This is a genomic window from Vibrio sp. E150_011 (genome assembly GCF_053544015.1).
This window is the reverse complement of the sequence record NZ_JBHFOL010000011.1, coordinates 117,329-142,788: the sequence shown is the minus strand read 5'-3', so window position 1 is coordinate 142,788 and position 25,460 is coordinate 117,329. Positions and strand designations below refer to the sequence as shown.

Here is a 25,460-nt window from a genome sequence, read left to right as displayed (position 1 = left end):
ATGTTACAAGTATTGCAAGATATGGCAAAGGGGGGATCAAATTTGGTCGAATCCCCATCACCGAGTGTAACTAAGGGAAATGTCTTGATTGACACAATGGTTTCACTTATTTCAGCAGGCACAGAGCGAATGTTGGTAGATTTTGGTAAAGCTAACCTATTAGACAAAGCACGTAAGCAACCGGATAAAGTTAAAATGGTACTTGAAAAAGTACAAACAGATGGGCTTATAACAACAGTTGAAGCTGTACAGTCTAAGTTGGCCCAACCATTACCGCTTGGTTATTGTAATGTTGGTGTCGTAAATCAAGTAGGTGCTGGTGTTGCGGGCTTTAAAGAAGGCGATCGTGTTGTCTCTAATGGGCCTCATGCTGATGTGGTTCGTGTACCTAAAAACTTGTGCGCACTTGTTCCAGATAACGTTTCAGATGAAGAAGCGTCTTTTACTGTTGTTGCTAGTATTGGCCTTCAGGGTATCAGACTAGCTGAACCAACGTTAGGCGAAGCTTTTGTTGTTACTGGCGTTGGTCTCATTGGTCTGTTAACCGTGCAACTTCTACGTGCACAAGGCTGCCGTGTTCTGGCGATCGACTTTGATGATGCAAAGCTTGAGCTTGCGAAGCAGTTTGGCGCTGAAGTTTGTAACCCTGGCAAAGGTGAAGACCCAGTTGCTGCTGGTATGGCGTTTAGCCGTGGTAATGGTGTAGACGGTGTCATCATAACAGCATCAACAAAATCTAATGATCCGGTTACACAAGCCGCACGTATGTCACGTAAACGTGGGCGCATCATATTAGTGGGTGTAACTGGACTTGAATTAAACCGTGCTGACTTTTACGAAAAAGAGCTTAACTTCCAGGTTTCTTGTTCATATGGTCCTGGTCGTTATGACCCAGATTATGAAGACAATGGCAATGATTACCCACTGGCTTTTGTTCGCTGGACTGAGCAACGTAACTTTGAAGCTATTTTGGATATGATGTCATCTGGCCAGGTTAATGTAAAACCGCTTATTACACATCGATTCAAGTTTGAAGATGCACCTAAAGCTTATGATTTACTAACCTCTGATAAATCAGCATTAGGTATTTTACTGCAATACCAAAGTGAAATTAACACAAGGCATCAGTCGACGGTTGAGCTTGATGTAACAGCGACATTTGAAGCGAATAAGCCCATTGTCGGGTTTGTTGGCGCTGGTAACTATGCATCTCGCATGCTTATCCCTGCCTTTAAAGAAGGTGGAGCACAGTTACATACCATTGCGACATCAGGCGGTATTAACGGCGTAACGCATGGTGAAAAAACGGGTTTTGCTAAAACCACTACTGACACAGCTGCGATGATTAATGATTCTGAAATCAATACCATTGCCATTGTTACCCGTCATAATAGTCATGCTAAGTTTGTATGTGATGCATTAAATGCGGGTAAGAACGTTTTTGTTGAAAAGCCATTAGCTATCACTATTGAAGAGCTGGCACAGGTAGAGGCAACGTATTATTCTGTTGCAAACCAAACAGCAGCACCAAAGTTGATGGTGGGTTTTAACCGTCGTTTCTCTCCTCAAGTTCAAAAAATGAAAGAACTGCTGTCATCAGTTAAAGAACCAAAGAGCTTTATGATGACCATGAATGCAGGAGCGATTCCAGCAGAGCACTGGACACAAGATAATGAAGTCGGTGGTGGTCGTATTATTGGTGAAGCTTGTCATTTCATTGACTTAATGCGCTTCCTTGCTGGCTCAGAAATTACGTCAGTACAATGTCGCCGAATGGGTGATGTTGATAGCGTTGATATCACGGAAGATAAGGCCGCTATTATTCTTGGTTTTGCTGATGGTTCTTTCGGCACTATTCAGTATTTAGCAAATGGTGCGGCTAGTTTCCCGAAAGAACGGGTTGAAGTTTTTTCCGCTGGTCGTGTCTTACAGCTAGATAATTTCCGTAAACTCAAAGGTTTTGGCTGGCCTGGATTCAAAAAAATGAATCTTTGGAAGCAAGATAAAGGTCAAACACCGTGTTCTGCGGCTTTCCTTGAATCGATTGAGAAGGGCACTGAAGCGCCGATTACAGCGCGTGAACTGTTTGAAGTGGCCAAAGTGACCATTGAAATTGCTGAGCAGTTACGAAATCAACGATGAGCCTTAAACTAAAAGCGCAAACAGCAAAAGATCTGGGAGTTTTCAATTTAGCTCGAGTTGCTATCTATCAAATCGGTGTCCGAAGTGGATTGAACCCTGTTAAGCGTCTTTCTCAAGCCCTTGTATCGGGGATTTTGTTCCGCCCAATGGTGTCCTTAAGCCAAAGTGAATGTGCAGAGCAATACAAACTGTCACCATTTGGTTGGTTGCCAAAATTGTCTACGAGTGAACTGAGGTGGGATCAAAGTGTATTAACTGAGCATCGCTTCTCGGAGATGAATAAGCCTTGGTTTAGCTTGGCTGACTTTGATTCAAATGTTGGTGATATCAAAGGCATTTGGGAAGCATCAAGGTTTGATTGGGCTCTGGGTTTAGCGAGAGACTACCTTGCAGGTAGGGGTGCTGCTTTAGAAGAACTTAACGCTACCGCCAGAAGTTGGATGGACCAGAACGCGCCTTATTTGGGGCCAAACTGGAAATGTGGGCAAGAAGCTTCAATACGGGTGATGCACTTGGCATTTACCGCTAAACTGCTTAACCAAGTTCATAACCCTGAGCCAGCACTTTTGGCATTGATAAAAGCACACCTACAACGAATCGCGCCAACGATCTCTTATGCCGTAGCGCAAGACAATAATCATGGTACATCAGAGGCCGCGGCCTTGTTTATTGGTGGAAGCTGGTTGGTTATTAATGGGGATAAAAGTGGCGCCTGTTTGCAAAAACAGGGGCGTAAGTGGCTAGAGAACAGGGCGAAACATCTTGTCGCTAAAGATGGGACGTTCAGTCAATACTCCGTGAACTACCACAGAGTTATGTTAGATACCTATTCAATGGCAGAGCTTTGGCGTCGAGAACTAGAACTCGATCCATTTACTCGCGAATTGACCGAAAAAATAGGCTTTGCGACTCAATGGCTTTACCAGTTAATTGAACCATCAACTGGCGATGCCCCCAACCTTGGCCACAACGATGGCGCTCGCTTATTACCGCTCTCGTGCAGCGATTATCGAGACTTCCGACCATCTGTTCAGTTAGCTTCTGTTATCTTCCTTCAAGCGACTGCTTGGCAAAAGAAAGGTGAGTATGATGAGGCGCTTTCTTTATTGCAGATTAAAAAGCCAGAGAAAGTCCTATCTAAACCTACATCATTTCATTTTCAACACGGCGGCTATATTGGGTTGAGAAATCAAGTTGGTGCATTTGCCTTATTCAACTACCCTAAGTTTCGATTTAGGCCTGCACAAAACGATGCGCTTCACGTTGACCTTTGGTTAGATGGTATCAATCTACTACGCGACGGTGGCACGTTCAGCTACAACGCGGGGCAAGACTACATTGATTACTATGGCGGGACACAAAGTCACAACACGATTCAATTTGATGGTAATGAGCAAATGCCAAGGCTTAGTCGTTTCCTGTTAGGGGCTTGGTTGAAAGCAAAGGATGTTAGCTTTGATGAGCATAAGTTAACTGGGCAAGCAGGTTATCGAGACTATTTGGGGTGCGAGCATCAGCGACATATCTCTCTTACGGAAACCTCTCTTACTGTAAAAGACCAAGTGCAAGGCATTAAAAGTAAAGCAATCCTTCGATGGCGACTAAGTCCTGATAATTGGGTGGTGCAAGGTCACAAGGTGACGAATGGCAACCACGAGATCAAAATCGATAGCGACGTAAAGATTGAACGTTTAGAAATCGTAGAAGGCAGAGAGTCCCGCTATTACTACCAAGAAACTTCTATCTCCGTTCTTGAGGTAGAGATTTCGTCAGATGGCAACATTACAACAGAGTACCAATTTCACTCATGAATATTCTTTATTTTCATCAACATTTCTCAACACCAAAAGGTTCGACTGGTATACGCTCCTATGAAATGGCTAAGCGCCTGATTCATCATGGGCATAATGTCACTATGGTTTGTGGTACTTACGGTGGCGGCGAAACCGGCCTCGATTCTGTGTTTACCGCGGGTAGACGCGAAGGTATTGTTGATGGTATTCGCATCATAGAATTTGATTTGGCTTATTCAAACTCAGATGGCTTTTTAAAACGCAGCATGACGTTTGTTAAGTTTGCCTTGAAAAGTATTGGCCTTGCCTTTACTGAAAAATACGATGTACTTTTTGCTACCACAACGCCTCTTACCGCTGGAATTCCGGGTATATTTGCTCGCTGGTTACGTGGCAAGCCATTTGTTTTTGAAGTGCGAGATCTATGGCCAGAATTACCCAAAGAGATGGGGGTAATCAAAAATCCTGTCATTCTGGCGCTGATGTCCTTCTTAGAGTGGGCATCTTACCGTAGCGCGCATCGTTGTATTGGTTTATCTCCAGGTATTGTTGAGGGGATTAAAAAGCGCGGCGTTGATGAAAGCAAAATAACGATGGTGCCTAATGGTTGTGATTTATCTATCTTTAGCCAACCAAGCGAACTTTGGCGTCCTGAGGGAGTTAAAGATAACGACCTGATGGCGATTTTTACAGGCACTCATGGCATGGCAAATGGTCTCAACGCTGTTTTAGATACTGCCGTTGAGCTCAGTCAACGCGGCCGAGAGGACATTAAACTGGTTTTAGTTGGACAAGGTAAATTAAAGCCTGAACTTGAGAAACGAGCGGCAGAGTTAACATTAGATAATGTAGTATTTCATCCGCCGGTAAATAAAGAAAAACTGTCTGGTTTAATGGCAAGTGCAGATGTAGGTATGCAGTTATTAGCGAATATTCCAGCCTTTTATTACGGTACATCTCCCAACAAGTTTTTCGACTACATATCGGCAGGATTGCCTGTTATCAATAATTACCCAGGTTGGTTAGCGGGAATGATTGATCAAACGCAATGTGGGTTTTCTGTTCAGCCTGAAGACCCCAAAGCATTTGCTGACGCGTTAGAGAAAGCGGCAGATCAAAGAGAAATCCTGACTCAAATGGGGGCGAATGCACGTCAACTCGCTGAAAACCAGTTTGACCGCGCTCTATTAGCGGATAAATGGGTTAATTGGGTGACGGGTGTTAATGCAACAGAGGTGGCTTCTTCAGGAGTGGACGATGAAAAGACTGTTTGATTTTTTTGCTTCTCTTATCGCGCTTATCTTGCTATTTCCTGTCATTGCTTTAGTTGCGTGGAAGATTCGCAAGAACCTTGGCTCTCCTGTTCTTTTCAAACAAAAAAGGCCTGGTTTGAATGGAACTGTTTTTGAAATGACTAAGTTTCGTTCTATGAAAGATGCTACCGACAAAGAAGGTAACCCTTTACCTGACTCAGAAAGAATGACACCTTTCGGACAAAAGCTCAGAGACTCTAGTCTTGATGAGTTACCTGGCTTATGGAACGTACTTAAAGGTGATATGAGCTTGGTTGGGCCGCGTCCATTACTTGTTCAATATTTACCTCTTTATAATAAAGAACAAGCTCGTCGTCATGATGTTCATCCGGGTATAACAGGTTGGGCGCAAGTTAATGGACGAAATGCGATAAGTTGGGAAGATAAGTTCAAGTTAGACGTTTGGTATGTAGATAACCGGACCCTTTGGCTAGACATTAAAATTTTGTTCCTAACGGTAAAAAAGGTCTTCGTAAAAGAAGGGATATCCGCAGATGGCCACGTCACCATAGAGCCTTTTACTGGTTCTCAGAATCAAGGTAAAGGCCAATCATGAAAAGCTGCGCCATTCTAGGTGCCAGTGGACATGGCAAGGTTGTGGCAGAGATAGCAGAGTTAAATGGCTATCGAAACATTTCCTTCTTTGATGATCGTTGGCCAAACCTGACCTCTGTCGAACATTGGGCGGTGTCTGGTGATACAAACACGCTTCTCGCTAACGTGAAAGAGTATGACATTACTATTGTCGCCATTGGTCATAATACGACCCGTTGCGCCAAACAAAGAGAGTTAAGCCAAGCGGGTGCAGTCTTTGATGTGATTGCTCACCCTAGAGCAACATTAAGTGAACATGCCACTATTGGTGCCGGGTCGGTCGTGATGGCGAATGCGGTTGTTAACCCTTTTAGTTGCATTGGTGCGAGCTGTATTATTAACACAGGCTCTACTGTCGATCATGATTGCAAGCTCGCTGAAGGCGTCCACATTAGCCCTGGCGCAAACTTAGCCGGTGGTGTTGAAGTTGGGGAAAGCTCTTGGATCGGGATAGGAAGCCAAGTTAATCAGCTTGTCGTCATTGGCCGCGAAGTCATCGTCGGTTCTGGTTCAACCGTTATCAATAATGTTCCAAGTTTTCAAACCGTAGTGGGCACTCCAGCTCATGCGCTTATCAAAAAATAGATTCCCGTTTTCACGGGATTGACGGGTATTTTAAGATGCTTAACACACCATTTTCTCCATGGCCTAGCTTCACTAAAGAAGAAGCGGATGCTGTAAGTAAGGTTGTACTTTCAAACAAGGTGAATTATTGGACTGGTCAAGAAGGTCGTGAGTTTGAAAAAGAATTCGCAGCTTGGGCAGGCTGCGAGTACGCCATTGCATTGGGTAATGGCACCCTTGCGTTAGATGTCGCGCTTAAGGCATTAAATGTTGGTGCGGGTGATGAAGTGATCACTACATCGCGTACTTTCCTAGCGTCTGCTTCGTCCATTGTCACCTCGGGTGCAAGCCCTGTGTTTGCGGATGTGGATTTAAATAGCCAGGCCATTACCGCAGAAACCATCGAAGCGGTGCTAACGTCAAAAACCAAAGCGGTAATCGTGGTTCACCTTGCAGGAATGCCAGCAGAGATGGATGCCATTATGGCGCTGTCTCAAAAGCACGGCTTCAAGGTGATTGAAGATTGTGCCCAGGCACACGGTGCAAAGTACAAAGGCCGCAGTGTCGGGTCTATCGGTCATATTGGTGCGTGGTCTTTCTGCCAAGATAAGATCATGACCACAGGTGGTGAAGGTGGCATGGTTACCACTAACGACAAAGCGTTATGGTCGTTTATGTGGTCTTACAAAGATCATGGAAAATGCTATGACGCGATTTATAATCGCGAGCACGAACCGGGTTTTCGTTGGCTACATGAAAGCTTTGGCACCAACTGGCGCATGACAGAAATGCAAGCCGTGATTGGTCGCATACAGCTTACTAGTATGGCAGACTGGACAGCAACGCGCCAAGCGAATGGCAAAGCAATTGATGATGCGGTGGCAGATTTGCTAGTGGTACGTCGCGTTCAGGTGCCGGAATATAGTGAACATGCGGAATATAAGCATTACTTGTTCGTTGAACCGCAACAGCTCGCAGAAGGCTGGACACGAGACAAAATTGTGGACGCTATTGTGGAACTAGGCGTACCTGCTTTTCAAGGTAGCTGCTCAGAAGTGTATTTAGAAAAAGCCTTTGATGGCACGCCGTGGCGACCAAAGCAGCGTTTAGTTAATGCCGTGGCGCTAGGAGAAACCAGTCTAATGTTTTTAGTTCACCCTACGTTAACGTCGCAAGAAGTAGAAAAAATGTGCTACGCCATTAAGAGCGTCTTACAACAAGCACAGCGTTAATAATAGTGTGAGCAATTTTCATATCGACTCTGATGTCGGCTTAACATCAGAGTTGCCGTTCCTTCTTTGTACTTTCTATTCTATAATTCCATCGTTAACCAATCGCGGCTGACGATGCTCATTATTCTAAAATAAACATTCGTTGGCGAAGAGAAAACTTATGCAGCATATCCATTTTATATGGCAACTATCGCGCGGGCAAAAACGACTGATCAGTGTTTTCATTGATGCAGTATTAATTTTTATATCGCTGCACCTAGCAATGTGGACACGATTAGGCGAATTTAGTTACCTCAATAATACCGACTATGACATAATATCGGTTCTGGTTATTGTATCGACGATCATTATTTTCACTAAGCTGGGTTTATACCGAGCGTTGCTGCGTTATCTCACCTTTCATGCCCTCTTTGTCGTGACATTAGGCGCAACCTTGTCTGCGATAGTGCTGGCGGTGCTGGCGTTCTACTTCCAAGAACAAGTCCCAAGAACCGTCCCTATCATCTACGGCGCATTCTTAGCGCTCTTCTGCGGCGCGCCAAGGTTAATGGTGCGCTCATTGTTCGCCACCAGAAACACCCGCAGCAGCAAAGAAGTAGTGATTTATGGCGCAGGCTCTGGCGGCAGGCAGTTAGCGCTGGCACTAAGAAGCTCCGAGCAATACCGAGTGCGCGCTTTTATTGATGACGACAGAACCCTCACCAATACCGTCATACTAGGCTTGCCTGTTATCCCTATGGATGACGCGCACAGCTTAATCTTAAAATACGAAGTGCAACAGATTTTGCTGGCGGTACCCAGTGCATCTCGCGCGCGTCGTAAGGTGATTATTGAAAAGCTAGCCCCGTTACCCGCAGAAGTCTTAACCGTGCCAGACATGTTAGACATCGTGTCGGGTAAAGCGACCATTGATGAACTAAAAGACGTACCGATTGAAGACTTGCTAGGGCGAGATGCCGTGGCGCCTCAGTCGGTGTTAATGGAGCAAAACATTCGTGATCAGGTGGTGATGGTCACAGGCGCTGGGGGGTCGATTGGGTCTGAGCTTTGCCGACAGATTTTATTGCAAAAGCCGAAGTCGTTAATTTTGTTTGAGCTGTCTGAATTTGGCTTGTATCAAATCGATCGTGAGCTCACGCAAATTAATGACAGTGAAGATCTCGGCGTGGCGATTATTCCATTATTGGGCTCGGTTCAGCGTTTTCATCGCCTGCAAACCTCACTAGAAGCCTTTAAAGTCGACACGGTTTATCATGCCGCAGCGTACAAGCATGTGCCTTTGGTCGAATACAATGTGATAGAAGGTGTGCGTAATAACATCTACGGTACGTACAACACCGCAAAAGCAGCGATTGCCGCCAATGTGAAATCGTTCGTGCTCATTTCAACCGACAAAGCCGTGCGCCCAACCAATGTGATGGGTACAACGAAACGCATGGCGGAACTTGGCCTGCAAGCCTTGGCGGAAGAAGAAGCGAAAAAAGAAAACGGTACGCGTTTTTGTATGGTGCGCTTTGGTAATGTGCTGGGTTCATCTGGCTCAGTGATTCCTTTGTTTAAAAAGCAGATCGCCAACGGTGGCCCGCTCACGGTGACCCACGCGGATATTACTCGCTTCTTTATGACCATTCCTGAAGCGGCGCAGTTAGTGATACAAGCCGGTGCCATGGGGAAAGGTGGCGACGTGTTTGTGCTTGATATGGGCGAGTCAGTCAAAATCACCGATTTAGCGAAAAACCTAATTAGCCTGTCGGGGATGGAAGTGAAAGATGAAGCTAACCCAAACGGCGACATAGAAATTCAGTACACGGGCTTAAGACCCGGTGAAAAACTGTATGAAGAGTTGCTGATTGGCGACAACGTTAGCCAAACCGCGCACACGCGGATTATGACCGCAAAAGAGGTGCGCTTACCGCTTGCTGAGTATGATTGCCTGTTAGAGCGCCTAGACAACGCTTGCCATGATATGAACCACGAGCTAATTCGCCAATTATTGTTAGATGCACCCACGGGTTTTGCCCCGTCAGATGGCATTAGCGATAAGGTTTGGGTATCGAGGCAAGTCGAGCGACAAGATAATGTGATCGACTTTGATGAAAGCGTGATGGTGCAAAAAGCCTAGTGTTATAAACATAGCGTTATAAAACTAGCGAAAGCATCATAAAACCCAAAGGCAGCCTCTCATCAGGTTGCCTTTTTTGTTTGTGGCTTTTACTTTAGCTTCCATCACCAAACTTGCTATCCTTCCATCCATATTTAGTCATGTTTGATCTGCCCCAGCAACACTGGACACTCGGTTAAGCGACATTCTGTTTTTCAAAGTTGATTGAGAGAAAAAATACAGGACAGCCATAGATTTCCCAATTTTCCAAAAAAATCGTATGTTCAACTCACTGTACAAGTAGAGTGATAAAGACTACACTTGTTCCATTAAATGTACATGTGGAGATTCTTATGAGAATCGTATCTTTTACTGAAGCTAGAAATGGTCTCAAAGCCGTTTTAGACGGTGTAGTTAACGATGCTGATACAACAGTTATTACACGTCGTGACTCTGAAGATGCAGTGGTGATGTCTTTAGACTACTACAATAGCCTTATGGAGACAGTGCACTTACTACGCTTTCCTAAAAACGCTGAGCATCTAAACCGCTCGATAGAACAGTACCGTGCAGGTAGAACAACAGCACGAGAGTTAATTGATGAGTAGTAGTCAGCGTATACGGTCGTGGACTGACGACGCTTGGGATGATTACCTGTATTGGCAAACGCAAGAAAAGAAAACGCTTAAGCGCATCAATAAACTCATCAATGATGTTAAGCGCTCTCCATTTGAGGGTATTGGTAAACCAGAGCCGTTAAAAGAGAACTTATCTGGTTTTTGGTCTCGCCGTATTGATGACACTAATCGGCTTGTGTACGCAATTGATGATAACGCAGTAACAATAATTTCCTGTCGTTACCATTATTAAGCCTTATTAGAAGAGCAGAATAAACGAGAATAAATTGGACACCCATATAATTGACGCTACCATTTAGTACTGCATGTCGATACCGCTACCGCAAAGTCTTGGAGTGATGAAGAGGTGGCTCAGCGTTGGACTACGTTATACAAAGCACCCATGCTAGTTACTCGCTGGCTCAAAGGCGAGTTAAAGTCCAAAGCTGAAACGCGCAAAACGCTCGAACTCATAGATGAGTGGCGTGACCGATTGAGCAATATCTCTTGGTTTATGCGTAATCTTAATGAGTATGTCGCACGTGAGGCCAATAAAGAAGAGGGCTGTAAAGGCCGGTTCTGGGAAGGGTGCTTTAAGTCTCAAGCCTTGCTTAGCTGTATGACATATGTCGATTTAAATCCAGTGTCAACGCCAGTTTAAAATTGACCCACTTATCGACGTTATCGCCGAAGTAAAACTGACCCACCCACGTAATTAACTTCTACTTTCAGATAGATTTTCTAGTACAGTTGGTATCGCAGTCATTAATGACTTAATCGCAAACATTCTTAAGGTTTGAGCGTACCTCTGAGTAATTCATTACACATCATACTGGTCTTCTCTTTTGCTAAAACACACTTCAATATATTACGTACTTGTTTAAGTACAACTTTGTGATGGGGCGGCGGGGCGATAAGGCAGAACCCTGCAACTTTGAATGCGGTGGTAACAGCAAAATGCTTCTTCACTCGCAGCTAGCGAGTTCTCTCATGTTAAAGCGGTTTTCCTAACTAACCTTTGATGAATACCATTGTGAGAGGAACCCTATGCTTTTCATTACCAACCGAATTCCCAACCAATCAGCGCGTTCTAAAAAGAACCGTGCCATTTCTTTTAATTATCAAAATACCGATATCTCTAAATGGCTTTACTTTTGTGAGCGTCGCGCCAGCGGGGACTATGTGGAAGTATTATCAGAAACCTTGTTTGCCAAGCTCAAGGCACTACCCAATGAGACTCAGATTTTATTTTACCTGCACGGATTTAATAACAATATGGAGCCGGACGTCTTTGAGCGCACCAACGAACTGCAAACGGTGCTAGATCAGCAGCAAAAAGGTTTAGTTTTGGTCGTGCCGATTATTTGGCCGTGTGACGATGATCATGGTGCTGCCTTAGTGGATGATTATTGGGATGACCAAAAGGCGGCTGATCATTCTGGTATTGCTTTTGCGCGTTTATTTTATAAATTTGATGTGTGGCGCCGCAGCAGTGTGCAGCAACAGTTTCCCTGTTTGAAGCGCATGAATGTGTTGGCGCACTCCATGGGCAATCGCGTATTAAAAAACGCCATGAAATCTTGGGTAGAGGATGAGCGATTAGGAGGGATGCCACAACTGTTTAGAAACGTGTTTATGGTCGCAGCGGATGTGGAAAACCACTGCTTGCAAGAAGAGGAACCCGGTCGACACATTGTCGATGCTAGCAAAAATGTACTCGTATTTTATGCCAGTGATGATTTAGCGATGTCGGCATCGAAAGTCGCGAACCTGAAAAACATTACTGCATCCCGCCGTTTGGGTATGACAGGGCCAGAAAATTTATCGCTATTGCCGAAAAAGGTGTACGAGTTTGACTGCGATGGCTTTAATAATCGCTTTGATTACCCTGCTGGGCATAGCTACTTTTTAACCGATAAGAAAGGCAATATCAGCCCAATTATTCAGACGATGTTTGAGGCGATAAAAACCGGTCGAGTCAGGGGTGATAAAAGCCAACGACTTGATGGCTGACTAGGACCTTATTCGCGTCCTAGTCATAGTCATTTAACCCTAACCAGGCATTGTTCACCGATGGGTTAATGTCTGGTTTTTTAAGTGGTTTTGGCTACCTTGAAAGGCACCGTTAGTCTGGCATCGCTCGTCGCATTTGGTCTGCATTCTTAAAAAACCAAAATGATCCTAAGCAAAAGAAAAGTGTGCAAAGCGAAGCTAGGATAATTTGGATATTTTCCGTGACCAATAGCATGGCAATGGCAGCGAGGGCCAAGGCTATGACGATAAATTCAACAAAGCGGCCAGCACCTTTGTTTTTATGGCGAAATGAAGCGTAGCGAAGTGTGAGTGACAATCCCATAATAGTTACATTCCCAATATTGATGACGACCGCTTATCCTTGAGGTCTGTCTATTTAAATCTTTTATCAAGTTACTTGGTTATTCATAATGAACATTATAAGGATACGGCAGGGAGTATAATTTTATTAAACGCGGATTTTAAAAGTGGAATGAAGCTCTAATTTACAAGGCTATCAATAAGTGTGAGTGCGCATAATAAAACTTATTAATAAGTTTGGGATATATGAAAAGAAGGCAAGCACATCAGTTACGCGGAATGTAACGTGCTTCATCGGATGAACGCTAAAGTGAAGCCTGACTTTATGTGGTCATTACAGAAAAGGGCGGATAAGTGCCCCATTTCTATGTGAGTTATTGGTTGCTTGTTACCAATGCAAGTCGAGGTCCTGACCGATTAATGTACTTTGTTCGTGTTCAGGTATCGTCTGCCAGCTTGCTAAAATTTGCATGACTTCTGAATCGTCGACAGGTTTATTGATGACTTTATTTTTGGTTTTTAACTCTAGTGAATATTGCCCTTGAGCTTTTGCAGCTGTGGTGTGTTGCCATTGATTTTTTGAAGCGGCCAACGTTTGTATTGGTCCCCAAGCGAGGGCAAAGCGAGTATCAGGCAATTCTAGCCAAAGTGTCAGAGAGCTGCAGTCCATAAATCTTCCTTGATAGCAGTAACTTAAAAGCATCTGTGACAAGCAAGCCATCAGTGCAATATTGTAGTTGTAATGTGATGTTGCGGTTTTGTTAACTTATCGTGTTTGTTACGTGTTGTCTAGCCATAGTGGTTTTGCATATTAGTTTCGTCGTCTCACTCACTCTTGTTTGTTTGTGCTCTTACTTATCGCTTGTCATTTTGTTATCTATGTACTGACCGTGACCTATCTAAAGGTGGTTGCTTGCATATCAACGGCCACTTCTAGCTCAATGCTCATTTTTATATCAAGGTTCATTTCTATATCAACGCTCACCTATCTTTCTATTGTTATCCCTGTGCAGGAATGACGAGGTTGTGGAGCGCCGTTAAAGCTTTGGTCATTGCGTGGGAAAGTTGAATTTTAGTATGAGGAACTGCGACCGAGTACGTATAGCGTTATTCATTGGATTGAGTTCATTTGAATATGCGAGAAAGTACCGACTAATGTTAAGCCGATGAAAAGGACACCGATGCAAAAAACAGACACGCCTATCCAGTTAACTCCCGATGTTTACGTGGTTCACCATGGCGGAAAAAACACCGTGACGGGCTCTTGTCATGAGCTGATGATAGGGCAAGATTCAATACTGATTGATTGTGGTTTATTTCAAGGTGAAGACGCTGGTGGCAAATGCCTAGACATTGAGTTCAGCATAAAAAAGGTGAGAGCGTTAGTGCTTACTCACGCCCACATTGATCATATCGGGCGGCTGCCTTGGTTATTGGCCACTGGGTTTCGTGGTCCTATCTATTGCACTCAAGCAACAGCTCACTTAGTGCCTCTGATGCTAGAGGATGGCCTAAAACTTCAATTAGGGCTAAACCGCTATCAAAGAACACGCACTCTCGATCTTGTTAGTAAGCACTTATGCCCTGTGACTTACGGGACGTGGATACCAGTTAAAGACCCAAATAATGCCTATTTCACTTATCTTCGTTTTAACCCGGCAGGCCATATTCTTGGGAGTGCGTACGTAGAGGTTAAACTCCCAAACCACGAGGTTGCGGTATTTTCAGGTGATTTGGGACCCAGCAATACGCCGTTGTTACCGGATCCAGTGCCGCCCAAGCGAGCCGACTATCTGTTTTTGGAAAGTACTTATGGTGACAAAGACCATGAAAGTATTGCCACTCGAAGTGAGCAATTACTTACTTTGATTAACAAAAGCTTGCAGAACGGCGGTGCGATTATTATTCCTGCTTTTAGTGTCGGTCGTACGCAAGAATTGCTGTTTGATATTGAATCTTTGCTGCATTCTCACAACTTGAATGCACAGCTGCCTATTATTATCGATTCTCCTATGGCCGCCAAAGTCACTAATGCGTACAAAAAGTATCGGAAACTGTGGAGCAAAGAAGCCAAACGAAAGCATGCGCAGGGACGTCACCCTCTTAATTTTAAACAACACGTGGTTATTGATGACCATCGAGCACACCTAAAACTGGTTAATCGACTGGCCTCAACCGGGGAGCCAGCCATTATCATTGCCGCATCGGGTATGTGCCAAGGCGGACGAGTGATGAACTACTTGCAAGCGCTGTTACCAGACGTGAGAACGGACGTCATATTTACCGGTTATCAGGCGAAGGGAACGCTGGGAAGTGCATTACAACAAAGCGCTTCAACCGTCTTAATTGATGGAAGTGAAATAACGGTTAATGCGAGTATCCATACGATGTCGGGCTACTCTGCGCACGCTGGTCAGAGTGATTTGGTTAACTTTGTCAAAGGTTCGGATATGGGGCTAAAGCAATTGCATTTGATTCATGGTGAAAGTCGTAGTAAATACGCCTTGATTGAGAAAGTGACTGATCTTTTAACATCAACTAAAATCAGAGGTTAGAGACTGAATTATTTGCCCATCTAGCGTCATGATAAGCTGTCGCACTCACTCGTGAACTCAGGTACAATTTGACGCGTTAACCTCAAATGTCACGTCAATTCTAGTGACGGAGAAGGAACACTAGTGTTGATTTTGAGGAGCACGAATAAATTTTAAGTGGTTGCTTTTGGGGGCGTGACTCAAGGGCGGTAGCGTACTTGTCTTAAAGGAAATGTTCCATTGCCTCGCTAGTTTTTGAAGCAAGACAGATCGTAAAGTGACATACATTTTATAAGCATATCTATTGTGTGCAAAGGGTATACACAGCTAGGTGATTTCTCGCTTATATTTACTTTCGTTAAGACAAGAAACAACGGCATTATTGTCAATGATCAAGTAACCCTGATGGGCTGAAGGTTGAATATTAACTCATGAAAAAGAAGAAAATCCTCACAGTGTTTGGTACGCGCCCAGAAGCAATAAAAATGGCTCCTGTTATTCATGCTTTAAATGCAGATGAACGATTCGAGGCTAAATGCTGTGTCACGGCTCAACATCGTGAAATGCTTGATCAGGTTCTTGAACTGTTCGAAATAGTACCAGATTTTGATCTTGACTTGATGAAGCAAGGTCAAAATCTAAATGAGGTGACTGCCCGTATATTACTCGAGATTAAACCAGTGTTGCAGAGTTTTAAACCTGATGTTGTACTGGTTCATGGTGATACCGCGACTACTTTTGCGGCAAGCTTAGCGGCTTACTATGAACAAATCCCTGTTGGTCACGTTGAAGCGGGTTTACGGACAGGAAACCTCTACTCGCCTTGGCCCGAAGAAGGTAACCGTCGCCTTACTGGGGCATTAGCTAAATACCACTTTGCTCCAACACTGACTTCACGAGATAATTTATTAAGTGAAAATATTACATCAAGCAATATCACTGTTACTGGTAATACCGTAATAGATGCGCTCTTGATGATTCAAAGTAAAATTGTTCAAGATAAAGAGTTGGGCACAAGCCTCGCATCCAAGTTTCCGTTTTTGGACAAAACAAAAAAACTAATTTTAGTCACTGGTCACCGAAGAGAAAGCTTTGGCGATGGCTTTGAATCTATATGCCAAGCGTTGGCTACGGTGGCAAAGAAATACACTAACGTCCAAATATTGTACCCGATGCATTTAAACCCTAACGTTAGAGAACCTGTAAATCGAATATTATCAAATATTGATAATATTCATTTGATTGAACCGCAACAGTATTTGCCTTTTGTTTACCTTATGAGTAGGGCCAATATCATTCTTACTGACTCTGGTGGCATTCAAGAAGAAGCGCCGTCTTTAGGAAAACCGGTATTAGTCATGCGTGACACTACTGAACGTCCAGAAGCGGTAGAAGCCGGAACAGTAAAACTAGTTGGGACTGATACGGGAACAATCGTGGCAAACTTAGATCTTTTGCTTACCGATGACAATTCGTACAAAGCAATGAGTTTCGCTCACAACCCTTATGGTGATGGGCAGGCATGCCTAAGAATATTAAACGAATTGGCGAATTAGAACTGGGAATTACACAATGTCATTTGAAACAATTTCAGTCATAGGCTTAGGGTATATTGGTTTACCTACAGCAGCAATGTTCGCATCACGGAAGAAAAAAGTGATTGGTGTTGATGTTAATCCAGCCACGGTTGATACAATTAATCGAGGTGAAATTCATATTGTTGAGCCAGATCTCGATATGATTGTCCACGCCGCGGTAAGCGAAGGTTACCTCAAAGCAGTAAAGACGCCCGAACCTGCAGATGCATTTTTGATCGCAGTGCCAACACCTTTTCATGATTACTTAGATTCAGATGTTCCTCAACCCGATCTCAAATATATAGAAGCCGCGACTATGGCAATCGCCCCTGTTTTAAAAAAAGGGGATTTAGTTATATTAGAATCAACGTCACCAGTGGGTACAACGGAAAAACTAGCAGAGTGGTTGGCAGAAGCGCGACCTGATCTTAGCTTTCCTCAACAATCAGGAGAGCATGCAGACATTAATATAGCGCATTGCCCTGAAAGGGTTCTACCTGGGCATGTGGTTCGTGAACTTGTTGATAATGACCGAGTGATTGGTGGTATAACGAATAAGTGCTCGTTGCGCAGTATTGAACTGTACAAAACGTTTGTGAAAGGTGAGTGTGTTGTTACTAATGCACGCACTGCGGAAATGGCAAAGTTAACAGAAAACTCCTGTCGAGACGTTCAAATTGCGTTTGCCAATGAGTTATCCTTAATTTGCGACAAATTAGATATCAATGTTTGGGAGTTGATTTCTTTAGCCAATAGACATCCTCGTATTAACATTTTACAGCCTGGTCCAGGCGTAGGTGGGCACTGTATTGCCGTTGACCCTTGGTTTATTGTCTCAAAAACACCGGAGGAGGCACAGTTGATTCACACTGCTCGCAAAGTGAATGATGCCAAACCTCAATGGGTTATCGAGAAAGTTATGCTAGCTGTTGCTGATTTCCTTCAGGCTAACCCTGAGAAAAGAGCTAAAGACGTGACCATTGCGTGCTACGGGTTAGCTTTCAAGCCAGATATTGATGACTTAAGAGAAAGCCCGGCAATGAATATTGCATTACAGATTGAAGATATGCATGCTGGAAAAATTTTGTTAATAGAACCTAACATTAAGTTATTGCCTTCTGTCTTTAGAAAGGCCCAGTTAGTTGAGTTCGATAAAATTGATGAAACAGTAGACGTTCAAGTTATGTTGGTTGACCATAAAGAATTTAAGCATGGTAACGAGACAAAAATACGCTCTGTTGATACTAAAGGAATTTGGAAGTAATTATGTTGAATAATAAAACAGTATTGATCACTGGTGGAACGGGTTCATTCGGTAAGCAGTTTATTAAAACGATATTAGAACGATATCAAGATGTGACTAAAATTATAATTTTCTCTAGGGATGAACTTAAGCAATTTGATCTTAAGCAGCTGTATCCAGAAAGAGACTATCCTCAATTAAGGTTTTTTATTGGTGATGTTCGCGATCGTAATCGCATGATTCAAGCATGTGAAGGCGTTGATGTGATCATCCATGCGGCTGCGATTAAACAGGTCGATACTGCAGAATATAACCCTACAGAGTGTATTCGCACAAATATCGATGGAGCAGAAAATGTCATTCAAGCTGCTCTTCAATGCGGAGTTAGAGATGTAGTTGCGTTATCAACGGATAAAGCATGTGCTCCCATAAACCTATATGGTGCGACAAAATTAGCATCAGATAAATTGTTTGCGGCAGCTAATAATATTAAAGGTTCTAAGGATATTCGTTTTAGTGTTGTGCGTTATGGCAACGTAATGGGTTCGCGAGGTTCGGTTATTCCATTCTTTATGAAAAAGAAAGAAGAAGGCCTATTACCTATTACCCATGAAGAAATGACTCGATTTAATATTTCTCTACAAGATGGCGTGAATATGGTGATGTATGCATTAGATCATCATCTTGGTGGTGAGATATTTATCCCTAAAATTCCATCTTATAAGATTATGGATATCGCTGAAGCAATTGCACCTGAATGCAGTACAAAAGTGGTTGGTATCCGACCTGGTGAAAAGCTGCATGAAGAGATGATCACCGATACTGACTCGCTTAACACGATTGATTTAGGTCATTATTACGCGATTCTTCCATCGGTTTCTTTTACCTATACGGAAAAGGAATACTTAGAGCACCATAAAGCTGAAAAAGTCCCGTTTGGCTTCAAATACAATTCTGGAACGAATACAGATTGGGAGACCGTTGAAAGCTTACGCGAGCTCATTGTAGAGCACGTTGATCCTAAATTTACAGTGTGAGTAATGAAGTGATTCCATACGGCAAGCAAGATATCACTCAACAAGATATTGACAGCGTAGTTGCTGTCCTTAAGTCTGATTTTTTAACGCAAGGGCCGAAAGTACCTGCGTTTGAAAAAGCGCTAACCGAACATACTGGCGCCCAATATGCGTTAGCAGTAAATAGCGCTACATCTGCTCTGCATATTGCTTGTCTCGCTTTAGGCTTGGGTGAAGGTGACTTTTTGTGGACGACACCCGTTACATTTGTCGCATCGGCAAATTGTGGTCTTTACTGTGGTGCCAAAGTTGATTTCGTTGATATTGATTCGGCGACTTATAATATGTGCCCTGACAAATTAGAACAGAAGTTAATCGCGGCCAAAGTAAATGGAACACTGCCAAAAGTGGTTGTTCCTGTTCATTTGTGTGGTCAGTCTTGTGATATGGTATCTATTGCTAAATTAGCTAAAGAATACGGTTTCAAAGTGATTGAAGACGCATCTCACGCTATCGGTGGTCAATATCATGAGCGACCAATTGGTAACTGCGAATATTCCGACATTACTGTTTTCAGTTTTCATCCTGTGAAGATTGTAACAACAGCGGAAGGTGGCGCGGCGTTAACCAATCAGAAAAAACTGGCTGACAAAATGGCTCTATTGCGTAGCCATGGAATCACTCGTGATCCTGAACTGATGGATGGTGGTTCTCATGGTGGTTGGTATTATCAGCAAGTCGATTTAGGCTTTAACTACCGAATGACAGAACTTCAAGCCGCGTTGGGTGTGACTCAGATGCAACGGCTTGATGAGTTTGTTGCAGCACGACATGAATTGTCTAAACGTTACAACCAACTATTGTCAGATCTGCCGTTAGTACTTCCGTATCAGTTGGAAAATACATATTCAGGTCTGCATTTGTTCGTAATACGCTTGAAGTTGGATGACATATCTTTAACGCATAAACAGGTCTTTGATGCATTACGTGAAAATGGTATCGGCGTTAACTTGCATTATATCCCTGTTCATACTCAGCCATATTACCAAGCTATGGGGTTCTCTGATGGTGATTTTCCTGAGTCGGAGCGCTACTATCACGAAGCCATCTCGCTTCCAATGTTCCACAGTATGACTGAAGAACAACAAGATACGGTTGTTCGTGTAGTTACTGAAGTTTTGAAGGGGAAATAATGAAAATTGCGGTTATCCCTGCGCGTGGTGGCAGTAAACGTATTCCTCGCAAAAACATCAAGCCTTTTCATGGCAAGCCTATGATTGCATATTCCATAGAAGCTGCCGTTGCTTCAGGTTGCTTTGATAAGGTCATTGTCTCTACTGATGATGTAGAGATCGCTGAGGTCGCTGAGCAATATGGCGCAGAAGTGCCTTTTTTACGCCCCGCTGATATCTCTGATGACTATGCTACGACGATGGATGTTATGGAGCATGCTATTGGTTGGTGTAAAAATGAAGGCTGGGACGTTAAGGCGGCATGTTGCTTGTACGCAACAGCCCCATTTGTTTTGCCAGAAGACCTTAAATGTGGATACCAATTATTGCAAGGTACCGGTGTTCAGTTCACTTTTAGCGCCACTTCTTTTCCATTCCCGATTCAACGTGCAATTAAGTTAGATGAGCAAGGCTCTGTTTCCATGTTTGCGCCCGAGAATGAGCAGGTAAGATCTCAAGACCTTGAAGAAGCTTATCACGATGCTGGTCAGTTCTATTGGGGACAAACCAATGCTTTCTCAAACAAACTGTCCATTTTCTCTCCCCACTCTAAAGCGGTACTATTGCCTCGAAGCCGTGTTCAGGACATTGATACACGGGAAGATTGGGAGTTAGCAGAGGCGCTCTATTCAGCGCTGAAACTCGCAGATAAATAAAGTTAAGGTCGTCATGAAAGTTGTTTTTCGAGTAGATGCCTCCCTACTGATTGGAAGTGGTCATGTAATGCGATGCTTGGTCCTTGCTGATCAGCTCAAGCTAAAGGGGCATGAAGTTCTTTTTGCTTGCTCTCCACTAGAAGGGGATATGCGGCCATTTATTCAAGAACGTGGGTTTGATGTGGCTACGCTTCCAATGCCTCAGAAAATAATTACTCCTAAATATGATGCCGATTATGGTGCTTGGTTGCAAAAAAGCGTAGACCAAGATGCTGAGGACTTTATTGAAACGGTCACTTGTTCAGATCTTGTCATTACAGATCACTACGCAATAGGTGAGCAGTGGCAACGCCAAATTAGGAAATCTTTAGACTGTCGATTGTTTGCTATTGATGACTTAGCTCGTATTCATGATGCAGATATCATCCTTGACCAAACTCTTGGTCGCTCTGAATCGGATTATGAAGGGAGCTGTACTAACGTGCTATTGGGCTGTGAGTATGCAATGCTTCAACCCGCTTTTTCGCGCAAACGAACGTTAGCGCTATCACGAAAGTGTGCAGGTACGATACCTCAAGTACTCGTTTCTATGGGAGGAGTTGATGCCCCAAATGCTACTTTAAAGGTATTGGAGTCTTTATCCCAAAAGGTTGATGCTCAATTTACTGTATTGCTTTCTTCACGTGCCCCTCATTATAAAGAGGTTACTCAGTGGTGCGCAATTCAATCCAACGTAGTGCATTTGGATTTTGTCTCAGATATGGCGGGTTTGATGTTAGAGCACGACATTGCGATCGGGGCTCCAGGTACAACAAGTTGGGAAAGAGCTTGTCTCGGATTACCGAATATCGTAATTCCTTTAGCTGATAATCAGAGGCTGATTTGTGAACAACTTGTTAGGTACGATGCCTCTATTTCTGTTGAAATCAAGGATATTTCCTGGAAGCTCATTGATGCTTACCGTGATGTACTTGAGCGATGGATGACATTCAAACAAGCTAATCTTGCTATTTGTGATGGGCTTGGAGTGAATCGAGTTGTAGAAAAAATTATAGAGTTGGAAAATGAAAGTAACAATCTTATGTAGTGACCAGAATCATCCTGTTTATAAATACCTTCTTGATTGGGAAGGATATAATAAGGAAAAGTATCAAATAGATTTATTAAAATCTACTAATGAAATTGACAGTGGTGGGGATATATTATTCCTAGTTTCTTGTTCAGAAATTATAAATAAAAAAATTAGAGAGAAATTCAATTATACTCTAGTGCTGCATGCAAGTGACTTGCCCAATGGACGTGGGTGGAGTCCCCATATTTGGGAGGTGCTAGGTGGTAAGTCGGAGCTAACACTATCTTTGCTTAATGCTGAGGATGAAGTTGATACGGGTGATATTTGGCAAAAGAAAACAATTCCACTAAATGGGTTGGAGCTTTTTGATGAAATAAATCATAAGCTTTTTGAGGCTGAGCTTGAACTTTTGGACTGGGCTTGTGAGAATATTTTTAATGCCACATCGAAAAAACAGTCAGAAGTTAGAGGGAGCTACTATAGAAAACGCACTCCGGCGGATAGTCAATTAGATATTAATAGCAGTATTCAATCTCAATTTAATATGTTGAGAGTAAGTGACCCCGATAGATACCCTGCTTTTATTACTGTTCATGGGCAAAAATATAAACTAGTGTTGGAGAAGTTGGATGATTAATGATTTTGTTGAGATAGATGGAAGAAAAATTGGCCCAGACTTTAAGCCTTATATTATTGCAGAGCTTTCTGCAAACCATAATGGGGACATTAATAATGCCTTTAGAATTATAGAAGAGGCAAAAAAAGCTGGAGCTGATGCAATAAAATTGCAGACTTATCGTGCTGACACTATAACAATTGACTGTGATGAAGATGACTTTCAAATACATGGTGGTCTTTGGGATGGTAACAGTCTTTATGAACTTTACGAGTGGGCGCATACTCCATGGGAGTGGCATCAGGCGTTATTTGAAAAAGCACGAGAGATCGGAATCACCATATTTAGCTCACCTTTTGATTTTACAGCGGTAGAGTTACTTGAAGAGTTAGGAGCCCCTGCATATAAGATTGCTTCTTTTGAGCTGGTTGATCATGCCCTTATTGCAAGAGTGGCTAAAACAGGTAAACCAATGATAATGTCAACAGGGATGGCTAATGAAGACGAAATTCGTGAAGCGATAGATGTTGCTCACGCTAGCGGATGCAAAGAACTTATTGTCTTACATTGTGTGAGTGGTTACCCAGCGCCCGCGGATCAATACAACTTACAAACAATCAGAGATATGAATACTCGATTTGGAGTATTGACTGGTTTGTCAGACCACACAATAGATAATGCTACTGCTGTAACCTCTATTGCCTTGGGTGCTTGTTTAATTGAAAAGCATGTGACGCTTGATCGGAATGGTGGGGGGCCTGATGACAGTTTTTCTCTTGAACCACAAGAACTAAAAGCACTATGTCAAGATACTAAGACAGCTTGGCAAGCTTTGGGTAATGTTAACTATGAAAGAACAGAAGCTGAAAAAGGTAATGTTAAATTTCGTCGCTCTTTATATGTTGTCAAAGACGTGAAAGCGGGAGAAGAGCTGACGCCTGACTGCGTACGTAGCATTCGCCCTGGATTTGGTTTGGCACCGAAACATTATGCAGCAGTACTAGGTAAAAAAGCAAAGCAGAATATTTCTCGTGGGACAGCACTCTCTTTTGATGTAATAGAGATGAGTTAGTAATGAAATACTGTAAAACGTGTTTAACGACTGATCTACGTCCTAATTCCTCACTGATTGAATGCGTTTGCATTGCCTGCCGATACTCAGCTTTAGAGCATGATGATAATGTTGACTTGAAGCTAAAGCTTCTACAAGAAAAAATTAAAAATAGCCGTCAAAAACAGCGCAATAAAGGTGCTTACGATTGTATTGTAGGCGTGAGTGGCGGTAAAGACAGTACACGTCAAGCTCACTGGGTTCGTGATCGATTAGGGCTACGACCACTACTGGTTTGTTGTGCTTACCCACCAAAGCAGATGTCAGAAATAGGGGCTCAAAATCTGACTAACCTGATTGAAATGGGTTTTGATGTCATTGTTGCAACACCTGCACCACAAACTGCCTCTCAATTGGCTTTAGAGTCGTTTAAGCAGTTTGGTAACGTCTGCAAATCGACTGAAATGTCATTATTTTCTACGGTACCTCGTTTGGCGATAGAACTTGGTGTCAACACCATTTTTTGGGGAGAGAACCCTGCTCTGCAAGTCGGTGACGCTGCGGTGGAAGGTTTTGATGAGTTTGATGGAAATAACCTTCGTCGATTGAATACCTTAACTGCGGGAGGAACCGAGTGGTTGAAAGAATCCGTTCCTAACCCATACTTGGCGAAACATTACCTGTATCCAGATGAAATTGAATTTGAACGTAAGAAAATTAATATTTTTTATCTTGGTCCTGCTTGGGATGATTGGAGTAATGATGACAATTCTGTCTACGCCTCGTTGCAGGGGTTGACACTACGCCCGGGCGAGGAGCTTGAAACGGGTGACCTTTCAAACGCATCGATGTTGGATGAAGAATTTACGAACATCAACATGATGCTGAAGTATTACAAATTTGGTTTTGGTCGAGCGACAGACGCAGTCAACGAGAAAATTCGCTCCGGGAAGTTAACTCGTGATCAAGGTATCGAAATAGCAGAAAAATACGATGGTCTGTGTTCGGATCGCATTATTCAAAGTTACTCAGACTACGTTGGAATTACTATTGATGAATTTTGGAATATTGCGAATAATTGGATAAATCCAACAATATTCAGGGTTCGACCAGGCCTGCGCCCAGTAAGAAAATTCACTGTGGGGATGGACTATGAAGGTTGATATTCTAGATATAGGAAGTGGTAATATTCGTTCAGTTAAAAACTGGATTGAGAAGTCTCACGTTTCTACTCGTATCGTGACTCGGCCAGAAGATATTCAATCTGAAATGCTCATCCTTCCGGGTGTTGGCTCTGCCGGGTCATATATGCAACGCATGAAATCGGGGCATTTTGATAAAGCTGTTAAAAATCATGTTGAACAGGGAAAGCGCTTGGTGGGAATTTGCCTTGGTTTTCAGCTCATGATGGAGTATTCCGAAGAGGATGATCATGTTGAAGGACTTGGGTTACTCAAAGGATACGTAGAACGTTTACCAGGCTCTATTTCACATAACGACTGGGAGCCTCTTTCCTTTCATCGCAATGAAATGAACGGTCAATCATTTGGCTGTCATCATCAACTGACTCAAAAACGTATTTTCAATGGACGTGTTTTTTACAATCACGAATATGGTGTTGTGAATGAGAGCGATAAAGCGTTTGTTATTCCAGCTAGTGAAACGTTTAAAAAATACAGTGGGTTATTAGTAAAAGATAACATCATCGGTATTCAGTTCCATCCTGAAAAAAGTCAGGTCTCAGGTACAGATTTAATCAATATGATTCTCTAG

Annotated in this window: 24 protein-coding genes; 22 read left to right on the top strand and 2 right to left on the bottom strand. The window is 43.1% G+C overall.

What is annotated here, in order from left to right; all coding sequences use genetic code 11:
- The 11 genes from ACE1OE_RS16700 to ACE1OE_RS16650 all read left to right on the top strand — a co-directional run bounded on the left by ACE1OE_RS16700 (position 1) and on the right by ACE1OE_RS16650 (position 12,369).
- On the top strand, positions 1-2,142 hold the full coding sequence (locus ACE1OE_RS16700) for a bi-domain-containing oxidoreductase (protein WP_449211706.1): 2,142 nt from the start codon (positions 1-3) through the stop codon (positions 2,140-2,142).
- Positions 2,139-3,953, top strand: coding sequence for a heparinase II/III family protein (locus ACE1OE_RS16695; protein WP_449211705.1), 1,815 nt, complete (start codon positions 2,139-2,141; stop codon positions 3,951-3,953). The genes ACE1OE_RS16700 and ACE1OE_RS16695 overlap by 4 nt, the downstream gene beginning before the upstream one ends.
- Complete coding sequence (locus ACE1OE_RS16690) at positions 3,950-5,209, top strand: glycosyltransferase family 4 protein (RefSeq protein ID WP_449211704.1); 1,260 nt, start codon at positions 3,950-3,952, stop codon at positions 5,207-5,209. The genes ACE1OE_RS16695 and ACE1OE_RS16690 overlap by 4 nt, the downstream gene beginning before the upstream one ends.
- Positions 5,193-5,804 (top strand): sugar transferase, encoded by a 612-nt coding sequence (locus ACE1OE_RS16685; protein ID WP_449211703.1) that lies wholly within the window; start codon positions 5,193-5,195, stop codon positions 5,802-5,804. The genes ACE1OE_RS16690 and ACE1OE_RS16685 overlap by 17 nt, the downstream gene beginning before the upstream one ends.
- Positions 5,801-6,427, top strand: coding sequence for an acetyltransferase (locus ACE1OE_RS16680; RefSeq protein WP_449211702.1), 627 nt, complete (start codon positions 5,801-5,803; stop codon positions 6,425-6,427). Before ACE1OE_RS16685 ends, ACE1OE_RS16680 begins: the two co-directional genes overlap by 4 nt.
- A 35-nt stretch (positions 6,428-6,462) precedes the next feature.
- A complete protein-coding gene (locus tag ACE1OE_RS16675) occupies positions 6,463-7,638 on the top strand; it encodes a DegT/DnrJ/EryC1/StrS family aminotransferase (protein ID WP_449211701.1) in 1,176 nt (391 codons plus the stop codon).
- Positions 7,639-7,798: 160 nt separating this feature from the next.
- Positions 7,799-9,760 (top strand): polysaccharide biosynthesis protein, encoded by a 1,962-nt coding sequence (locus ACE1OE_RS16670; protein WP_449211700.1) that lies wholly within the window; start codon positions 7,799-7,801, stop codon positions 9,758-9,760.
- A 332-nt stretch (positions 9,761-10,092) separates the two neighbouring features.
- Positions 10,093-10,347 (top strand): type II toxin-antitoxin system Phd/YefM family antitoxin, encoded by a 255-nt coding sequence (locus tag ACE1OE_RS16665; protein ID WP_449211699.1) that lies wholly within the window; start codon positions 10,093-10,095, stop codon positions 10,345-10,347.
- Entirely contained in the window at positions 10,340-10,609 is a 270-nt protein-coding gene (locus tag ACE1OE_RS16660; RefSeq protein WP_449211698.1) for a Txe/YoeB family addiction module toxin, read from the top strand. The genes ACE1OE_RS16665 and ACE1OE_RS16660 overlap by 8 nt, the downstream gene beginning before the upstream one ends.
- 114 nt (positions 10,610-10,723) lie before the next feature.
- The gene (locus tag ACE1OE_RS16655; protein ID WP_449211697.1) at positions 10,724-11,017 is read left to right on the top strand and encodes a hypothetical protein; all 294 of its coding nucleotides are present in this window, start codon (positions 10,724-10,726) and stop codon (positions 11,015-11,017) included.
- A gap of 386 nt (positions 11,018-11,403) precedes the next feature.
- Positions 11,404-12,369 (top strand): alpha/beta hydrolase, encoded by a 966-nt coding sequence (locus ACE1OE_RS16650; RefSeq protein ID WP_449211696.1) that lies wholly within the window; start codon positions 11,404-11,406, stop codon positions 12,367-12,369.
- A 112-nt stretch (positions 12,370-12,481) separates the two neighbouring features.
- Here the strand turns inward: ACE1OE_RS16650 and ACE1OE_RS16645 are convergent, their stop codons facing one another.
- The gene (locus tag ACE1OE_RS16645) at positions 12,482-12,712 is read right to left on the bottom strand and encodes a hypothetical protein (protein ID WP_102467747.1); all 231 of its coding nucleotides are present in this window, start codon (positions 12,710-12,712) and stop codon (positions 12,482-12,484) included.
- A gap of 366 nt (positions 12,713-13,078) precedes the next feature.
- Entirely contained in the window at positions 13,079-13,360 is a 282-nt protein-coding gene (locus ACE1OE_RS16640) for a hypothetical protein (protein ID WP_449211695.1), read from the bottom strand.
- Positions 13,361-13,871: 511 nt separating this feature from the next.
- Here ACE1OE_RS16640 and ACE1OE_RS16635 point away from each other — a divergent pair.
- The 11 genes from ACE1OE_RS16635 to hisH all read left to right on the top strand — a co-directional run bounded on the left by ACE1OE_RS16635 (position 13,872) and on the right by hisH (position 25,460).
- Entirely contained in the window at positions 13,872-15,245 is a 1,374-nt protein-coding gene (locus tag ACE1OE_RS16635) for an MBL fold metallo-hydrolase (protein ID WP_449211694.1), read from the top strand.
- 410 nt (positions 15,246-15,655) lie between these two features.
- Entirely contained in the window at positions 15,656-16,780 is a 1,125-nt protein-coding gene (wecB, locus tag ACE1OE_RS16630) for a non-hydrolyzing UDP-N-acetylglucosamine 2-epimerase (protein ID WP_449211693.1), read from the top strand.
- A gap of 16 nt (positions 16,781-16,796) precedes the next feature.
- Positions 16,797-18,065, top strand: a complete 1,269-nt coding sequence (gene wecC, locus ACE1OE_RS16625; protein WP_449211692.1) for a UDP-N-acetyl-D-mannosamine dehydrogenase — start codon at positions 16,797-16,799, stop codon at positions 18,063-18,065.
- A gap of 2 nt (positions 18,066-18,067) precedes the next feature.
- A complete protein-coding gene (pseB, locus tag ACE1OE_RS16620) occupies positions 18,068-19,081 on the top strand; it encodes a UDP-N-acetylglucosamine 4,6-dehydratase (inverting) (RefSeq protein WP_449211691.1) in 1,014 nt (337 codons plus the stop codon).
- Positions 19,078-20,253 carry a UDP-4-amino-4,6-dideoxy-N-acetyl-beta-L-altrosamine transaminase gene (pseC, locus tag ACE1OE_RS16615; protein WP_449211690.1) on the top strand — a complete coding sequence of 392 codons (1,176 nt, stop codon included), beginning with the start codon at positions 19,078-19,080 and terminating at the stop codon, positions 20,251-20,253. The genes pseB and pseC overlap by 4 nt, the downstream gene beginning before the upstream one ends.
- Positions 20,253-20,948 (top strand): pseudaminic acid cytidylyltransferase, encoded by a 696-nt coding sequence (pseF, locus tag ACE1OE_RS16610; RefSeq protein WP_449211689.1) that lies wholly within the window; start codon positions 20,253-20,255, stop codon positions 20,946-20,948. Before pseC ends, pseF begins: the two co-directional genes overlap by 1 nt.
- A gap of 13 nt (positions 20,949-20,961) precedes the next feature.
- A complete protein-coding gene (gene pseG, locus ACE1OE_RS16605) occupies positions 20,962-22,035 on the top strand; it encodes a UDP-2,4-diacetamido-2,4,6-trideoxy-beta-L-altropyranose hydrolase (protein ID WP_449211688.1) in 1,074 nt (357 codons plus the stop codon).
- Complete coding sequence (locus ACE1OE_RS16600; protein ID WP_449211687.1) at positions 22,013-22,657, top strand: formyltransferase family protein; 645 nt, start codon at positions 22,013-22,015, stop codon at positions 22,655-22,657. The genes pseG and ACE1OE_RS16600 overlap by 23 nt, the downstream gene beginning before the upstream one ends.
- The gene (pseI, locus tag ACE1OE_RS16595) at positions 22,650-23,708 is read left to right on the top strand and encodes a pseudaminic acid synthase (protein WP_449211686.1); all 1,059 of its coding nucleotides are present in this window, start codon (positions 22,650-22,652) and stop codon (positions 23,706-23,708) included. Before ACE1OE_RS16600 ends, pseI begins: the two co-directional genes overlap by 8 nt.
- Positions 23,709-23,710: 2 nt before the next feature.
- Positions 23,711-24,850 (top strand): N-acetyl sugar amidotransferase, encoded by a 1,140-nt coding sequence (locus ACE1OE_RS16590; protein ID WP_449211685.1) that lies wholly within the window; start codon positions 23,711-23,713, stop codon positions 24,848-24,850.
- Positions 24,840-25,460 (top strand): imidazole glycerol phosphate synthase subunit HisH, encoded by a 621-nt coding sequence (gene hisH, locus ACE1OE_RS16585; protein ID WP_449211684.1) that lies wholly within the window; start codon positions 24,840-24,842, stop codon positions 25,458-25,460. Before ACE1OE_RS16590 ends, hisH begins: the two co-directional genes overlap by 11 nt.

Excerpts from the sequence above, each read along its gene's own strand:
- ACE1OE_RS16700 (WP_449211706.1), top strand. The coding sequence starts at position 1 with ATGTTACAAGTATTGCAAGATATGGCAAAGGGGGGATCAAATTTGGTC.
- ACE1OE_RS16695 (WP_449211705.1), top strand. The coding sequence starts at position 2,139 with ATGAGCCTTAAACTAAAAGCGCAAACAGCAAAAGATCTGGGAGTTTTC.
- ACE1OE_RS16690 (WP_449211704.1), top strand. The coding sequence starts at position 3,950 with ATGAATATTCTTTATTTTCATCAACATTTCTCAACACCAAAAGGTTCG.
- ACE1OE_RS16685 (WP_449211703.1), top strand. The coding sequence starts at position 5,193 with ATGAAAAGACTGTTTGATTTTTTTGCTTCTCTTATCGCGCTTATCTTG.
- ACE1OE_RS16680 (WP_449211702.1), top strand. The coding sequence starts at position 5,801 with ATGAAAAGCTGCGCCATTCTAGGTGCCAGTGGACATGGCAAGGTTGTG.
- ACE1OE_RS16675 (WP_449211701.1), top strand. The coding sequence starts at position 6,463 with ATGCTTAACACACCATTTTCTCCATGGCCTAGCTTCACTAAAGAAGAA.
- ACE1OE_RS16670 (WP_449211700.1), top strand. The coding sequence starts at position 7,799 with ATGCAGCATATCCATTTTATATGGCAACTATCGCGCGGGCAAAAACGA.
- ACE1OE_RS16665 (WP_449211699.1), top strand. The coding sequence starts at position 10,093 with ATGAGAATCGTATCTTTTACTGAAGCTAGAAATGGTCTCAAAGCCGTT.
- ACE1OE_RS16660 (WP_449211698.1), top strand. The coding sequence starts at position 10,340 with ATGAGTAGTAGTCAGCGTATACGGTCGTGGACTGACGACGCTTGGGAT.
- ACE1OE_RS16650 (WP_449211696.1), top strand. The coding sequence starts at position 11,404 with ATGCTTTTCATTACCAACCGAATTCCCAACCAATCAGCGCGTTCTAAA.
- ACE1OE_RS16645 (WP_102467747.1), bottom strand. The coding sequence starts at position 12,712 with ATGGGATTGTCACTCACACTTCGCTACGCTTCATTTCGCCATAAAAAC.
- ACE1OE_RS16640 (WP_449211695.1), bottom strand. The coding sequence starts at position 13,360 with ATGGACTGCAGCTCTCTGACACTTTGGCTAGAATTGCCTGATACTCGC.
- ACE1OE_RS16635 (WP_449211694.1), top strand. The coding sequence starts at position 13,872 with ATGCAAAAAACAGACACGCCTATCCAGTTAACTCCCGATGTTTACGTG.
- wecB (WP_449211693.1), top strand. The coding sequence starts at position 15,656 with ATGAAAAAGAAGAAAATCCTCACAGTGTTTGGTACGCGCCCAGAAGCA.
- wecC (WP_449211692.1), top strand. The coding sequence starts at position 16,797 with ATGTCATTTGAAACAATTTCAGTCATAGGCTTAGGGTATATTGGTTTA.
- pseB (WP_449211691.1), top strand. The coding sequence starts at position 18,068 with ATGTTGAATAATAAAACAGTATTGATCACTGGTGGAACGGGTTCATTC.
- pseF (WP_449211689.1), top strand. The coding sequence starts at position 20,253 with ATGAAAATTGCGGTTATCCCTGCGCGTGGTGGCAGTAAACGTATTCCT.
- pseG (WP_449211688.1), top strand. The coding sequence starts at position 20,962 with ATGAAAGTTGTTTTTCGAGTAGATGCCTCCCTACTGATTGGAAGTGGT.
- ACE1OE_RS16600 (WP_449211687.1), top strand. The coding sequence starts at position 22,013 with ATGAAAGTAACAATCTTATGTAGTGACCAGAATCATCCTGTTTATAAA.
- pseI (WP_449211686.1), top strand. The coding sequence starts at position 22,650 with ATGATTAATGATTTTGTTGAGATAGATGGAAGAAAAATTGGCCCAGAC.
- ACE1OE_RS16590 (WP_449211685.1), top strand. The coding sequence starts at position 23,711 with ATGAAATACTGTAAAACGTGTTTAACGACTGATCTACGTCCTAATTCC.
- hisH (WP_449211684.1), top strand. The coding sequence starts at position 24,840 with ATGAAGGTTGATATTCTAGATATAGGAAGTGGTAATATTCGTTCAGTT.